The sequence below is a fragment of the Sporocytophaga sp. genome (assembly GCF_017745095.1).
Lineage (GTDB): Bacteria > Bacteroidota > Bacteroidia > Cytophagales > Cytophagaceae > Sporocytophaga.
In genome coordinates, this window is the sequence record NZ_JAGHZZ010000022.1 from 13,476 (window position 1) to 29,309 (window position 15,834).

The following is a 15,834-nucleotide window of genomic DNA, read 5'->3' on the forward strand; positions in this document are numbered from 1 at the left end:
GTTTCTGCAAGTTGTTGAGTGAGGTAAATGAACAGTAGGTTAAAAATAATCGTTATATTTTTTTTATTTGTTGCCGGAACTAAATCATATGCTCAGAATAAGTTAAATCTTGATGCATTGATAGCTCTGGCAATAAAGCAAGATTTTTCTGTTCAACTTATAGAACAGGAACTTAATAAAGCCCAGATAGAGCAAAGAATAACCAGATCCAGTATTTTGCCAACGGTTAGTTTTAATAACTGGAATGGTTATTATGATGGTAGATATTATGATCCTTTAAAGAATGATTTTTTCTATAATCCTACCCTTGTAGGAAATATGGGGCTTACGTCTACGTGGGGGATATATAATGGAGGTTATAGAAATACAAAACTTTCCATAGACCATATCAATATCAATATACAATTGCTCAATCTTGAAAAGAAGAAAAGAGAAATAAGCAGGGAAGTGATTGGTCTGTATAGTGCCATAGTCCAGGCAAATAATCTTATTGATATTTACCAGAAAAAAATAGATCTGTATGCTACAGAGACAACAAGAATAAAAGAGCTGTACTTACTTGAAAAAGTTACTGCAGTTGACACTTCTGTTGTTGCATTGACAAGAATTGATGCAGAGGATAAACAACTTCAACTTAAATACAAGCTTGAATTGGATCTTCATCAGCTAGGATTGCTAACTAATGAGAACTTATTGCTTAGCGATATTGAAAGCAATCCTGAATTTAGCTTTGATCAGTTTGATCAGAATGAATCGGTATACAGTATTTACGATGATACGACAGCGCTCAAAAATTCCTCTATCAGCTACAGAATTAAAAGTTTAGAAATTGAGAAAGCCCGATATTCTACAGAGTTACAGAAAGCACAGTTTAAACCATCGGTAAAATTTGAAGCAGGACTGAATACAGGTTACTCTTCTAATCTCAGGAATGAAGCTGCCAATAGAAACTCTGAGGGTAAATATGTTTTCTTAAAACAGTTTGAAAGCAATAGATATAATTCTACAAGTTTAAATATCTATATCCCTGTATTTGATAGAAGAAACAGGCTTCTGGAGCGTCAAAACAGAGTGGGAGAAAATATTGCCAAGATCGAAGAGGCACAGACTGGAAGAAAGATTTTTATAAAGTATTCTTTGGCCAAAAAAGAGCTAGGAGTAAAATATAAGAAACTGAAAATTTCTCAGGTACAGGTAACAGAGATTAATAAACTTCTTATAAACTATAAGGAGCGATTTGCGCTTGGAAGATTACGTGTCAATGATCTTTTGATTGCTAATGAAAAGTTGATTGATGGTGAAATAAATTTTAGCAACAATTACTTCGAATTTTATAAAGCCCTTAAAACCTTTGAGCTTGATTATACAGGCAATCTCAGTTTCTGATTTTGGTTTAAAAGTAGCCCGCATATTCAGAAGGAAGGTTATTTATAGGTTTTATCTGTATATCTTTGAAATATACTTCAGCAGCTTCGCTTTGTAACTGTATTCTACCTTTTGTTAATGGTTTAAGAATGCCATCCACATAAGATGAATTGGATAGTGCCATTACGACTTTGCCATTTACGATGTGCAGACTTTTGTCCCCATATGTGATTAGCTCCAATTCATTCCATTTATTATCAGGGAGCTCGTTATTACTTCCTGCCTTGCAATAATTGCCTGCAGAGGTTCCTGATCCAAATGAAGTCAAGATACCCTTTTGAGTAAATGTATATGGTTGGTTATCGGTTTCTTTTATGGCTTTAATATTTATTTTGGAATTGGCTATACACCAATAATCTCCCATACTTTCTTCGATGATCTGAAACTCTTGAGACAACATCCACGATCTCCAATAGTCAACGCCACATTCTCCTTGGGAATGATATAGAATTCCTGAATCTTTTGCTTCATTTAATCTTGGTATCCATTTTTTAGTACCCCACTTTACCTTTAGTTTGAAATGATAGTTTTCAAATGATTCTTTAGTATAAACACATCCATAAATTTCCCCTGAAATCCTTAGCACTGGTTCTCCATTTTCTTCAATAACAGAAAATACATTGTTGATATTTTTATTATAACCTATTGGCTTTAGTAAGTCTCCGGAATCATTTACTGGAGCTTCTCCTTTATAGCCATCTTTATGCGGAAAGCTTAAATATATATCCCATTTTGATAGATTTTTATCAAGCAATGTGATCCACTGAGCTTTACGTCCACTTGCTCCTATAAATATTATTAGGATTATGACTGATGAAATGATGATAAGCTTTTTCATGATTGTTATAAATTCGCATAAATATAATAATATGATGGATGATCCATGCTATTTATTTATAGTAGAATAGCCCCTTTTACTTATTGTAAAAGTTATTTTGTGTTTGAAAAATCCTAAATTGTAAAAAAATAATCCTTTGTAGAGTCTTAGGTTTATGTGTACTTAATTGTTTGTCTGATTGGAGATTATATTCAAAATTATTAGAGTGGTAATATGTCCTTTTCTTTTAGAAAAAATCCATTTTTTGAAGAATGTGGAAAACTGAAACAGGAATGCTTCGTACATTACTATAGCTAAAAGGTCACCCTATGGAATTAGAACTTGACACCCTCATTGAAGCCGAATTCTTTAATCTATCTTCAGATCTGATGATTGTGATGAAAAAAGGACGGCTGATGCAGGTGAATACTGCATGGAAACAAATTTTGGGTTGGACTCCCGAAGAAGTGAAAGGCAGACAATTAATTGATTTTATTCATCCTGATGATGTGGAAATGGCCCTCCATGTGGGAAAAGCTATTCATAAGGCAGGTATTGATATTTACGTCGAAAACAAATATCTGACTAAAGATGGATCTTATAAATGGATTAGCTGGAAGACCTTTGCTAAATCAGGACTTGTTCTTGGGGTAGGTAAAGAAATAACCCATGACAAAGAAAAAGATGCACATTACAGAAAAATCGATAACTATAGAAATTCTTTGCTTGAAAATGCCAGGTATCTCATTATATCACTTGAGAAAAATGGTATCATAAGAACTTTTAATCGGGCAGCTGAAAGTATGCTTGGGTACAGAGCTATAGATGTTGCTGAAAAAATTACACCAACTTTATTCTTCAATAAATCAGAATTGCAGGAAAGAAGCCGTGAACTGGAAGCAAAGATTGGTCAACCTGTTAATTATGGATTTGATTATTTTCTTAAATCCGCACAACATAATTTTGCCAATGAACAAGAGTGGCTTTGGAGGAGAAAAGACGGCACTCAGGTTCCATTGCATTTATCTGTTTCCCCGGTACGTGATGAGCATAATGAAATTTCGGGTTTTTTAATTATTGGAAGTGATATCTCCCAGAAAAGAGCGGCTCAGAAGAGGTTAAAGGATAGTGAAACTATATTCAAGGCTATGAATGATGCTAGTCCATTGGGTATATTTCTTACAGATGCCAATGGGGAATGCATTTATTCAAACCGTGCATTTCAGAGCCTGACTGGTTTAGATTTGTCAGAAACGTTTGGATTCTTCTGGAATAAAATTGTTCATGAAGAAGAAAAAAGTGAAATGCTTCAGCTGTGGGATGCCGCTATTGCCAGTCATACTAACTTTCAGAAGAAGATAAGGCTGGTTTCATCATCCAATACTATTAAATGGGTTGATGTAAATGCAGCTCTTATCAATGAACACGAGCCTTCGCTTGGATATGTAGGCATCGTTGTTGATATCACCAAAGAAATCGAAAGCAAGAGAGAACTGGAGGGAACTCTGATAACATTAGAGAAAAGTAATAAAGCTCTTGATAACTTCGCTTATGTTGTTTCTCATGATCTCAAAGCACCATTGAAGAGTATAGCAGCAATGATTAATTTCATAGAAGATGATCTTAAGGCTGGAGGTAATAATGCTTCAGAATATGTCAAATTGTTAATGGGGCGGGTTTGCAAGATGGCAGAAATCATTGAAGGCGTACTTGATTTCTCTAGAATTGGTCATCATGCTGTGAGGAAAGAATTTATCAATGTAAAGCAGTTGGTAACAGACCAGGTAGAATTTCTGACAGTAGAAAAGCCTGCTGACATTCGAATAGAAATGGAGGAGTTTGAAATAATAGAATCTAAAATTCTCCTTACTCAGATATTCTCTAATCTTATTAGCAATGCTGTTAAATATAATGACAAGGAAAAATGTAAAATAACTATAAGGGGTAAACTCTCGGAAGGGCATTGTTACTTTGAAGTAGAGGATAACGGACCTGGTATTCCTGAAGAGTTTCACGAAAGAGTATTTGGGCTCTTTGCTACTTTAAGAGATGAAAGGGTAAAAGACAGCACTGGCATTGGTCTTGCAATTGTGAAGAAGATTATTGAAGAGGAACTGAATGGAAGCATTCGAATCCAAAGTAAAATGGGGCTGGGGACAATATTTATATTTTCCTGGGAGACCAGAATGTAGCAACAGTTTGGAGCAAGAGCAACAAAATACTTGGTCTTGCTGATGATCAATTGTTGCTAATATTTTTTTTAATAATAGATAAAAACATTCAAAACAAAAGAGACTCCCCAAAGGCAGTCTCTTTTTTATTTATTCAACAAAACATATAACTAAAGCATCGGAACAAAATGAATTGCAGCGATTGCAATACTTAAAAGGAGGTTAAATCCAAATACTCCAACTATATATCTCATCGGCAAAATAGATATATTACTTACAAGCACTGCAAAGGTAGACAGCGTAAACAATAGTATACTAATGTCTGAAAATGCTGAATGAAAAAACGATATTAATAATAATAATGGAGGTGCGATAATACAACCTTGAATGATTATAAGTGCCCCGGCAATGGGGAATCTGTAATTTTCAAGAGAATCAATCCAGTTCTCTATTTTTGACCAGGTAGAAACATTTGCATCATTGGTTAAAATCTGGCCGGTATATGATTTTGTTATAGCTCCCATAATTTTTTTGTTTGTGTTTATGATACAAATGTATTCTAGCATTATCAGATTAATAATGACATAGATTATCCCCAAAGATGATTTTTGTCATCATCTGATGTTTAACTTAAGGTTTAAGGAAATGGAAATCTTTGAAGGTTTAAAATCCGGCAATCGGACTAAAAAAATGAATAAGAAAAATGGTAGCTAAGTATGGATTTCTTGAATATAGAAATCCATACTATTCTAGTTTTTATTGTTTTCCAGCAACAATCTTCTGTTGCGGAATTCTAATTTCATAGGTTTCCTTTTTCTTTATCCTTAGCTTAAAATTATCAGTATTGTTAAACCATGGATTTAATTGTCTTAGCTCTTTGTAGGTTGTGTTGTTCTTTTTTGCAAAATCAACAAGGTTATCTATGTCATCATTTACCGTTATGGTAGTGAATTGAAAAGGCTCATATTTTTCAGTATGAGGAACAAAATACCCATAAGCCTCCGGATTCTCCAGAATTAGTTTTAAAGCAAGTATCCGATATACATATCTGGCAGTTTCTGAATTGAGGTGCAGGTCAAAGAAATTATCTACTTTCTGATCTTCCAATCTGTTTTTTATACCTTTCATTCCAACATTGTAGGAAGCTGCAGTGAGTACCCAGTTATTCAGATTAGAGTTTGCCCATTTAAGATATTTGCAGGCAGCTTCTGTTGCAAGTTTTGGATCTCTCCGCATATCAACATCCTGGTTCATTTTGAGATCATAATCCTTGGCGGTTTTCTCCATAATTTGCCACATTCCCATTGCTCCCGCATAGGAGGAAGCGTTATTGTTGAACTCGCTTTCAATTACAGCCAGGTATAGAAAGTCAGGATGTACTCCGGATTTTTGAAGAATTTCGGTTACAAACGGTCTCCAACGTTCTACATTCTTGATAATAAGTAGAGTGTGTGTTTGGCGGAAAGTATTGACCATCAATTCATACTCCAATGCTTCCCTTACATCAGTTCTCTGTACCGGAATTGTTTCACCTGCAAAAGTTACTACTTCCGGAATTGGTACGGAAGTAATGCGCTGAAATGGCATTTTTGCGCTCGCTATTGCTTCATCTGCCTTACTTTCACTTGTTTCAGATAAATTTTGTTCTGGCCCGTTCCCTGATTTACAGGCCAATAAAAACAGTGATAGTAAGGGAATGAGTAATGATTTTTTCATGCTTTTAAAACCAGTTGAATTATTTTATTTCAACAGTAACGAAAATATGGTTGAAACGGTAAATTTATTTAACTAAAATTAAAACAGGATTAATAAATGGCCTGATTATAAATTCGTTTTGTGAATTTCTAAAAAAAATAAGATTTAAAAAACTTTTTAAAGAATGAGTTATAGAGAAGAGTAGGGACTGATTCCCTAAGTTTTAATCAGTCCGGCTCCTGTACCTAAGGCTATCGTATCTTCAATACCTCCAAGTATAGCATCTTCAATTTTAAATGCACTTGCAAAGTATTTCCGGGCATAAAAGCTTGCATAGGTCATTGTCAATGCGGATAAGCCTCCAAGCACTAAGCCGGTTATTCTTTTCTGTTTATAAGCCTTGAAAATAGTAGCACCTACCAATCCTCCGGAAATGATTCTTGTGACCAATTGGGGGGCGGATGTTCTGTCTGGAGCCGCTGGTAACTTATCGCCTACAATTTCTCCTATACTTAATATTTTTGTAATTACATTACTTATAGGTAGTTGAAGGAATTTCAAATTAGAATTTGAAAGGGATTTGAATGATTTGCTATTCAAAAATTGTGATACAAGAGAAGGGGCAAATGTTGCTCTCATTCCGGCAATTGCTCCTAGCCCTAAAGTTAGTTGTATTGCTTTTTTTCTATTCCTTTTCATAAGACTCCTTGGCCGATATATTATCAATTCATTTCTTCTTTACTTTTTAACATGAACCGAAAAATTATAGTTTTCCTAAGGGAAGTTTGTCGTTAGAAAGATGATTTAGCCTTTTATTTTTTCTTGGATTTATCGTTATCTTTCATGTTAATGGTATTGTCTATATTGGGCAATAACACTTTAATAAAGGCATTGCTGATAAGATTGGTAATAACTGTCCAAACCTGAATTTTAGGATTGTCAAGCTGCCCTGAAAATGGAACTTTGGTAGCTATACGATCTTTCGGATGGTTTTTGAATATCTCACCCAACCCTTCAATAGCAGCCTCATATAGAAATCGAATAGGTCCTAGCTTTTCTTCTTTGGGCTTCAGCACATTCAGGTTTTCAATAAGCGGCTTTACATATCCTTTTATACCTCCATCTTTACCCGCAGCTTCTATATATAGGCCAACAGTGCCTTCCTGAACGTCAAACTTACCATAAGCTTTAAAGAAATCATTCAGTTCTGTTGCGGGAAGTTTTTCCATTTTAGCATCCATATCGAAGTATGGGCTTTCGGCGTAGGGGTCAAAATGTAAGTTAAAATTGAAAGTACCAGTTTTCATTGCTTTACCAGTTGCTGTAATATCTGCAACCATCGTCTTTGAGAGCTTTTCACTGTTTGTAAGATTATTGGCAACTGCATGTACAGATTGTAGATATAAGTTAATATCAGGCTTCACTGAATAATCTCTGTAATGGATTTCACCGTTTAATACTTCTAGCCGATTAATTTTTAGTGGAAATAATTTCTTAACAGGCTCTCTCCAATCATTGTTTCCGCCGTCCTGATTTGCTCCTTTGCCTCCGGTTACAAAGTTAAGAGCACAATTATTGATGATTACTTCTCCAACGAATGCTCCCTTAAATAAGGCTTTCCACTGTACAGAAAGATCGGTTTTTTCAGCAAGAAAAAAAGGAACATAGGCTTTGCCCTCAGTCTTTTCAATGTTCAGATGGTGAATGGCATATGCACCTCTTATAAGGTGTATGTCTATGTCATCTACATGTCCCTTATATCCGTTAAGTTCGGAAAGCGTATTATTCACATATCTTAAAACTACGTAAGGAAGCGCTAATCTGAATGCTATCAATAGTCCCAGCAATATTAAACTTATCTTCAAATACAATCTCTTTTTCTTCATCGCTTAGCTTTATGAATGTTAAAAAAGAACATAAGGAGTTTAGGGATTGTTTATCGAAGTAAGGGAAAAATTACTTTTTGTAAGAATTTGTCAGATATAAAGGCTTTGATTTTTAATTGTTTAATCTTTGCAAAAGATGAAAAATGTAATCTATAAAGGTGAAATGTATGAAGTAAAAAACAGGAGTGAATCAGATAAACAAATGATAGCTCAAGTTAAGCTATTACCAAAAGTCATTATTAAGAGATTAGATATATTATATGTCAATATTAAACATTTTGTAATACATGAGTGAAAAAATATATTAGTAAGAGAATTGTATACAGATTGATTACTTAAGCTTTGAATTGATATGCCTGTTAATCAAACTCAGATTAGAGTAGGTAATGAACGTTCATTTTAAATGCTCTATGTTGTTACTGACTTCTCTTCATCTTTAAATGTTGACCGTCTTTCTTTTTTTCTAAAGCTATAATATAAAACATAAAAGCCAGTCAGGACAAGAGGTATACTTAGTATTTGCCCCATGTTAAGACTTAAGCTGTCTTCAAACGATTCCTGATTCTCTTTTACAAACTCAACCAGAAACCTCTGACCAAATAAGGCGATCAGAAAAATTCCGAAAATCATTCCGTTATACATTGCATTTCGTTTATTCTTCCAGATAAAAAACAATATCACAAACAGCATGAAACAAAAGAGCGCTTCATATAACTGGCCAGGATGCCTGGGGATGTTGTCTACTTGTTTGAATATAAACGCCCAGGGTAGATCAGTAGGTTTACCTGTGATTTCTGAATTGATAAGATTCCCCATGCGAATAAATCCACCTGTTAATGCAACTACAATCACAAGCCTGTCAAGCATCCAGAGATAATTATAATTCTTGTTTTTGCAGAAAAGAAATAGTCCTGTTAAAATTCCAATTGCCCCGCCGTGACTGGCAAGTCCAGCATATGGAGGAAGTATAATTTGTAGCGGATTTTCTATGAATGCATAAGGCTCATAAAACAGGAAATGTCCGAATCTCGCGCCCAAGATGCTTGAAATAAAGATATATATGGTCAATGATTCAACATCTTGAATGGGTTTGTTATCCTTCTTGAAAAAATGGAACATAACCTGTTGACTAAGCAGAAATCCTAATAGCCATGTAACTCCATACCATTTTAAGGGCCAATTGATTAATGGAATAGTAAAAATTTCAGGATTAGGATTCCAGATTATATAATCTAATAACATTGATTGATGGCTTAAAAATTTTTTTCAAGTTTTCGTACTAAGATAGCAATCAACTTATCTTCATTTGGTAATGAAGTGAAATATAATTCACTGGAAAATTTTAATTACACTTTTTTTACATCCTTTTTGTGAAAGTAGTCTATTTGAGAATAGACTATAGTGATCCATTTGTTAATTAGTATAAATAGTAATGTATTGGTTTATAGGTTATTAATATTTTTACATTACCTTTTATTAAACATTACCTGTAAAAATAAGGTACTATGTATTGTATAGTACTTAATAAATTTTACCTTTGGGCTCATATAGTTGTCATAAAACCAAAACGGATAATATGAATATTGAGAATACGCAGAGTCAGATGCGGAAAGGGATTTTAGAATTCTGCATTCTTTCAATAATTCGAAGAGGGGAAGCCTATCCCAGTGATATTGTCGAAGAAATGAAGGCAGCGAATTTGCAGATTCTGGAAGGTACACTTTATCCTTTACTTACCAGATTGAAAAATGCGGATATGCTTACCTACAGATGGGTAGAAAGCACTTCAGGGCCACCGCGAAAATACTTTTCCCTGACTGAAAAGGGAGAACTCTTTTATAAAGAATTAGAGCAAACCTGGAATGAATTGTCAAACGGCGTCAATGCCCTGACGAATAAACCAAACACATCAACAAACCAATAACAATGTCCTAAAAACTGAAGGGCATTTTCAACCAAAAGGAGTCAGATATGAAAAAGATCATCAACATAAATCTCAGTGGAAGGGTGATAATGATTGAAGATACGGCTTATGAAAAACTTAAAGCTTACATAGATAGTCTTCGTCAATATTTCGCCAAAGAAGAAGGAGCGGATGAAATAATAAACGATATAGAGAACAGAATAGCAGAGCTTATGAACGATAAGATTCGCAAAGGAGCTCCTGCTATTTCCGATGCACATATAGAGGAGATTGCCTTGCATATGGGCAGACCAGAAGACTTTGCTGCAGAGGAGGCAAATGAATTTGAAACTGGGTCAAAACAAAAGGCAGAATATGCTCATGCTAAAGCTTCTGATTCAGCAGGAAGAAAAAAAGGGCGTTTGTATCGCGATGCAAATGATAAATTTCTTGGTGGAGTGTGCAGTGGTATAGCTGAATACTTTGGCATGGATCCAGCTATCGTAAGAATTTTATTTGTAATTGTTACCATCAGCGGGTTTGGTTTTGGTGTATTTATATATATTCTCCTTTGGGTAATATTACCTTCTAAAAACCTTGAAAATCCAATAACAAAGAGGTTGTACAGAAATCCTGATGATAAAATGATTGCTGGTGTTGCAGGTGGACTTGCTGCTTATTTCGGACAGGAGACAAAAATATTCAGGCTTATCTTTGCGGCCCCGCTTATCATCGGAATATTCATTACCCTTATAAGAGGTATTTTTTGGAGTTTAAGTTTTCCATTTTTCCCAGGTTTCTTTTTCGGTTCTGCAGGCAGCACATTTATATTGGCTTATTGCATCTTATGGATTGTTTTACCTGAGGCAAAAACAGATTATGAGAAAATGGAGATGCGTGGTGAAAAGATAGATGTCAACAAGATTGCGAAAAATATGAAGGAGCGGGTACGTGAATGGGGAGAAGAGGTGAAAGGCTCTGCGCAAGACTTACGTGATAAAGCTAAGAAATATGCGGATACAAGAGGACAATCATTTACCTCTGAAGTGAATCATGCTATGAGGCAGAACCGATCAGGTTTTTTTCGTGCGATTGGCACACTTGTAAAAGTATTCCTGTTGTTTATTGTGAGCATGATAGTTCTATGTTTAGTTGTATCACTTGCCGGAGTAGCTATCGGTGGCTTTGCATGGTGGCCTGTCAATAACTTCTTATGGACTGATGACTGGCAGAAATTTTTTGCCTTAGGTGCTTTGAATTTTTTAGTACTAATACCTCTCATTGGTTTAATAACATGGCTTATAAGACGTATCATGGGGATTCGTTCTCGTCATTCCTATTTAGGTTGGATATTCGGGATATTGTGGATGGGAGGATGGGTTTCTTTGGTTTTATTTGGAATCAGCATGGCAAGAGAATTTCGTGAGTATGAAGGGACGGGAGAGACCTCTGTTGCTACTGTGAGGCCAGACATTGATAAATTAACGCTGACTGTATCAGATCCAAAATTATATTATGGAGGCAATTTCAGCTGGATGATGAATGATCATGACCATGATTATGATTATGATGGACAAGGTTTTGATCTTTCTTCCGATACTTTAAAATTATCTTGGATAAATTTTAATATAGATAAAAGTTTAGATTCCTTGTATCATGTTTCTGTCAGAACATACAGCTTTGGTTCTACTAAAGACGCTGCGATTGATAGAGCTGAAAAACTACAATACAAAGTGATAGTGAGAGATAGTATGTTGGACCTTGCAAATGGCTTTTCAATATATAAAGACGACAAGTGGCGAGGACAAACAGTTGTGGTGAATATTCAAGTGCCTGTGGGGAAAAAGATCCGTCTTGATGAATCAGTGAAAGGTAAGTTAATACCAGCTGTTGTCATGAATGATAAAAGCCATGCAAATAAAAAGTTTAGTTTTAAAGGAAGAAAAGGTGTTTGCTGGAAAGCTGATGTTGATTACACAATGCAGGAGAATGGGAAATTAATAGATAAAGAAAGTAACAAAGAAATTGATGCAGACTGTCATAAAGGAAGCCATTGGAGAAAAAGAAAGAGAAAAACGGTTGAAATGTAGATTGATTACACGAATCATCAATTAAATCGGTAAAGGCTTATGCTAAGAAGAAACCTCTGAGTGTAAGCCTTTTGTTGTAATGTTATGCCAGAGTATGAAACTCGGTGTATAGGTTAATCTTTTTCAGCTTCTGGAATTGGCATTTTTTTAGTATATTGACAATAGGTCTTGTAATTGAATTTATATGAGGTTTAGTAAGTATAAAGGATTTAAATTCATATTTCTTTTTATGGTATTAGCAGCTTCAATTGAAGGGGTTGCGCAAGCAAACTCTAATAATAGAGATGTTCATAAGAGATTAGAAGGAAGTTGGCTTTTGATGGGTCAAAATTCCGATAGTTTGTTTTTGGAAAGAAATTTAGGTGGGAACTTCAATCTTGGACATAAATTCGAGTTGAATTGGGATGGTACTTTTTTTGATATTTATTCAGCAGGGTGTGGCAATGATCCTAATATTCATAATTATGAAGGTGCATGGAGACTTGACACAGCGAAGATGATCCTTACAACTTCTTTTCAAGGAAGCTTAAACATCAATTTTTATAAAATTATTAAATTAACTGACCATAATCTTGTGCTTGTAAAAGTTGGTTGATCAGGTGAAGCAATAGACCCCTGTTTGAAAAATGAACATTTATTTTGTATAGAGTCACATTGGGATCGTGAAAAAAGATTTTTTAATTTAATCTTTCAAGCCTACTATATATGTGACTCTTGCCAGAGATAGTATGATATTAAAGGAGTTTTACAATCGAAACAAACCACTCATAAATTCTATAATAACAGGAATAATTTATTTTATTTTTTCGTGGTCAGTTGACTTTAACGAAGGAATTAAAGTTCTATTTATTTCTGTTATGATGTTCCTGCCTGGGCTGACATTCCCTTTGGTAACAACCTACTATAAGTTAAAAGGAGAAAATAAGATTTTGATTCATCTTATTTTATCAGTTTTGATTTATCACTGTAGCGTTTGGTTATTTAGTGGAGAGGGAGTAATTAAATACATCACCATAGCTGCGGGGATATTTGGCTCATTACTTTACTTGATAATTACTAAGTTAATCCTAAAAAGAGATATTTCCTTTATTCAGATTATGATAACATCATTATTGAGTGGATTAGCATTTTTACCATATGAACTGATTGGAAGGGAAGGAATATTAATTGGATTAGCTATTTTACAATGGAATATATTTAATGGCATAGTGTTGAATCATGAATTTAAAAGATCGATCGAAAGTCATTAAAAAAAAAGATAATAAAGCTATAGCAAGCTTAAATCAAGTGATACTTTTTGTCATTGTAAGTTTAGAATAAAGTCAGAAAAAAGGATTTAATTTTATTCGGATCTTTTATTTCTTATCATTCTGTAATTCTTTGTTGAAAAACGACCTGGGAGATACAAGTCGTTTTTTTTAATCAAGGCTATAAGAGAAGAGCTAATTACATGTGATATCCAGGTTGTATCCTCTGAAGTATTAATGGTCATGAATCTTATTTGTTAAAACTATCACTAGAATAATATTCTACAAAATAGGAATTAGATATACTGATTTAGAATATTTTTCTTTATTTTTTTTATTTAAAGGTGTTTATTCTAAGTTTGTCCTGTTATTAGGTAATAAATTCTAAAGAGCATAGCTTTGTATTATTGCGAGTAAAGAGTTTAGTAAACGGATGGAGAAATTTCATCTGTTTGAAATGGAACCTTTAAAAACAACTAATATTATGATTGCAACATTTGAAAAATACAAGGTAAAAGATATTGGTCAGGCCGATTGGGGCAGAAAAGAAATTAGCTTAGCTGAAGCTGAGATGCCAGGTCTGATGTCAATTCGCAAAGAATTTGGCGCGTCTAAACCATTAAAAGGAGCTCGTATTGCAGGCTGTCTGCACATGACTATCCAGACAGCTGTATTAATTGAAACCTTGATTGAATTAGGAGCTGAAGTAACTTGGTCATCATGTAATATATTCTCTACACAGGATCATGCTGCTGCTGCTATTGCTGCTGCCGGTGTTTCAGTTTATGCCTGGAAAGGTATGAATGAAGAAGAATTTGACTGGTGTATTGAGCAGACATTATTCTTCGGTGAGGACAGAAAGCCATTGAACATGATCCTTGATGATGGTGGCGATTTGACAAATATGGTACTTGATAGGTATCCTGAATTAGTTCCTGGTATAAGAGGTATATCAGAAGAAACAACTACCGGAGTATTACGCTTACATGAGCGTGTGAAAAAAGGAAAATTGCCATTGCCTGCAATCAATATCAATGATTCAGTTACTAAATCTAAATTTGACAACAAATATGGATGTAAAGAATCATTGGTAGATTCTATCCGTCGTGCTTCTGATGTCATGATGGCTGGTAAAGTTGCTGTGGTTGCCGGATATGGTGACGTAGGGAAAGGCTCTGCAGCTTCATTGCGTGGAGCAGGTGCCCGTGTAATTGTTACAGAAATAGATCCGATCTGTGCATTGCAGGCAGCTATGGATGGTTATGAAGTTAAAAAAATGGATGATGCTGTGAAACGTGCTGATATTATTGTTACTGCTACAGGTAACTTTAATATTATCGTCGGACGTCATTTTGAATCTATGAAAGATAAGGCCATTGTTTGCAATATCGGTCACTTCGATAACGAAATTGATATGGCTTGGCTGAATGCAAATCATGGTAAGTCTAAAATAGAAATCAAACCTCAGGTTGACAAATACACTATCAAAGGCAAAGATATTCTTATCCTTGCTGAAGGTCGCTTGGTAAACCTTGGCTGCGCTACAGGTCACCCATCTTTCGTGATGTCTAATTCTTTCACTAACCAGACATTAGCACAGTTGGAACTTTGGACAAATGGTTCTAACTATGAGAATAAAGTTTACACACTTCCTAAACATTTGGATGAAAAAGTTGCTCGTTTGCACCTTGCTAAAATAGGGGTTGAATTGGATACTTTGTCAACAGATCAAGCTAACTATATCGGTGTTAAAGTAGAAGGACCGTACAAGTCTGACGAATACAGATATTAATATTTGATTATTCATAAAAGACTCCTATCTAATTGCCAATTTGATAAGAGCCTAAACTTTAAGAAAAACGATCTGCGTAAATGCAGGTCGTTTTTCTTTTTTAATCAAATTACTAAAAAGCATAAGATCAGAGACTCACAGAATGGGCGATCACTTACCAGAAAGTTTTACAAAGAATATTGAAGACATTTTAACTGTTAAAAAGGAAGCATGATCATTTATAGGAATTTTAGCTGGTAAAGAGCTGATTTCTTTATGTTATACATTGGTAGTTAGGTGATTATTAGTTGAGAGATTATGTAATATGTATAAGAGCAAACCGTTAAATTATACATAATTTCCTTGAAAGGATTGTTTTGTTCAGGTTTTTGTTAAATTAGCGATATGAAGTTTTTCGTTTTTATAATTAGTGTCTATGTCATGGCTTTGTCAATAATGCCGTGCCTGGATTCTTTTACCTGTGAAGGAGAAAAATCTTCTATATCTATTTCCGGAATTCATAACCACAGTGAAGATGAGGGTGACTTATGTAGCCCTTTTTGTATTTGTTCCTGCTGTGGTTGTTCGTTTGTAGGAGTTAATATACCTGTATTTTTTAGCCAGAGTATAAAGACAATTGAGTCACGAGGCAATGTTCCTTATTACACTCAATTTAATTCTTCTTATTACCATTCATTCTGGCAGCCGCCAAAGCTTTCCTAATACCTACTGATCGGATATTTGAATCTACTTGTATGGTTGTAACTAGAGAACTGGTTGCATACATTTGCCATTCATTTATTCTTAAATTAATTAAAAACAAAGGAGG

General features: G+C 34.6%; 14 protein-coding genes. 8 read left to right on the plus strand and 6 right to left on the minus strand.

What is annotated here, in order from left to right:
• Nucleotides 1-27 precede the first annotated feature (27 nt).
• Nucleotides 28-1,386, plus strand: coding sequence for a TolC family protein (locus J7604_RS22230; protein WP_293901079.1), 1,359 nt, complete (start codon nt 28-30; stop codon nt 1,384-1,386).
• Nucleotides 1,387-1,393: 7 nt separating this feature from the next.
• Here J7604_RS22230 and J7604_RS22235 read toward each other — a convergent pair whose 3' ends face one another.
• Nucleotides 1,394-2,263 carry a DUF1080 domain-containing protein gene (locus J7604_RS22235; protein WP_293901082.1) on the minus strand — a complete coding sequence of 290 codons (870 nt, stop codon included), beginning with the start codon at nt 2,261-2,263 and terminating at the stop codon, nt 1,394-1,396.
• A gap of 308 nt (nt 2,264-2,571) precedes the next feature.
• On the opposite strand from J7604_RS22235, the gene J7604_RS22240 reads away from it, so the two are divergent.
• Entirely contained in the window at nt 2,572-4,434 is a 1,863-nt protein-coding gene (locus J7604_RS22240; protein WP_293901085.1) for a PAS domain S-box protein, read from the plus strand.
• 149 nt (nt 4,435-4,583) lie between these two features.
• On the opposite strand, the gene J7604_RS22245 is transcribed toward J7604_RS22240, so the two are convergent.
• The 5 genes from J7604_RS22245 to lgt form a co-directional block, all read right to left on the minus strand.
• Complete coding sequence (locus J7604_RS22245) at nt 4,584-4,937, minus strand: hypothetical protein (RefSeq protein ID WP_293901088.1); 354 nt, start codon at nt 4,935-4,937, stop codon at nt 4,584-4,586.
• A 232-nt stretch (nt 4,938-5,169) separates the two neighbouring features.
• On the minus strand, nt 5,170-6,129 hold the full coding sequence (locus tag J7604_RS22250; RefSeq protein WP_293901091.1) for a lytic transglycosylase domain-containing protein: 960 nt from the start codon (nt 6,127-6,129) through the stop codon (nt 5,170-5,172).
• 195 nt (nt 6,130-6,324) lie between these two features.
• Nucleotides 6,325-6,807: a DUF4126 family protein gene (locus J7604_RS22255; protein WP_293901093.1), complete on the minus strand. Its 483-nt coding sequence runs from the start codon at nt 6,805-6,807 to the stop codon at nt 6,325-6,327.
• A 113-nt stretch (nt 6,808-6,920) separates the two neighbouring features.
• A complete protein-coding gene (locus J7604_RS22260) occupies nt 6,921-7,994 on the minus strand; it encodes a DUF748 domain-containing protein (RefSeq protein ID WP_293901096.1) in 1,074 nt (357 codons plus the stop codon).
• A gap of 408 nt (nt 7,995-8,402) precedes the next feature.
• Nucleotides 8,403-9,236: a prolipoprotein diacylglyceryl transferase gene (gene lgt, locus J7604_RS22265; RefSeq protein ID WP_293901099.1), complete on the minus strand. Its 834-nt coding sequence runs from the start codon at nt 9,234-9,236 to the stop codon at nt 8,403-8,405.
• A gap of 334 nt (nt 9,237-9,570) precedes the next feature.
• On the opposite strand from lgt, the gene J7604_RS22270 reads away from it, so the two are divergent.
• The 6 genes from J7604_RS22270 (at nt 9,571) to J7604_RS22295 (ending at nt 15,728) form a co-directional block, all read left to right on the plus strand.
• Entirely contained in the window at nt 9,571-9,918 is a 348-nt protein-coding gene (locus tag J7604_RS22270) for a PadR family transcriptional regulator (protein ID WP_293901102.1), read from the plus strand.
• A 47-nt stretch (nt 9,919-9,965) separates the two neighbouring features.
• Nucleotides 9,966-11,987, plus strand: a complete 2,022-nt coding sequence (locus J7604_RS22275; RefSeq protein WP_293901105.1) for a PspC domain-containing protein — start codon at nt 9,966-9,968, stop codon at nt 11,985-11,987.
• Nucleotides 11,988-12,171: 184 nt separating this feature from the next.
• The gene (locus tag J7604_RS22280; protein WP_293901109.1) at nt 12,172-12,582 is read left to right on the plus strand and encodes a hypothetical protein; all 411 of its coding nucleotides are present in this window, start codon (nt 12,172-12,174) and stop codon (nt 12,580-12,582) included.
• A 133-nt stretch (nt 12,583-12,715) separates the two neighbouring features.
• Nucleotides 12,716-13,237, plus strand: coding sequence for a hypothetical protein (locus J7604_RS22285; RefSeq protein WP_293901112.1), 522 nt, complete (start codon nt 12,716-12,718; stop codon nt 13,235-13,237).
• A gap of 481 nt (nt 13,238-13,718) precedes the next feature.
• Nucleotides 13,719-15,026, plus strand: coding sequence for an adenosylhomocysteinase (gene ahcY / locus J7604_RS22290; RefSeq protein ID WP_293901115.1), 1,308 nt, complete (start codon nt 13,719-13,721; stop codon nt 15,024-15,026).
• Between the two features lie 384 nt (nt 15,027-15,410).
• Nucleotides 15,411-15,728 carry a DUF6660 family protein gene (locus J7604_RS22295; RefSeq protein ID WP_293901118.1) on the plus strand — a complete coding sequence of 106 codons (318 nt, stop codon included), beginning with the start codon at nt 15,411-15,413 and terminating at the stop codon, nt 15,726-15,728.
• The last annotated feature ends 106 nt before the right edge of the window (nt 15,729-15,834 follow it).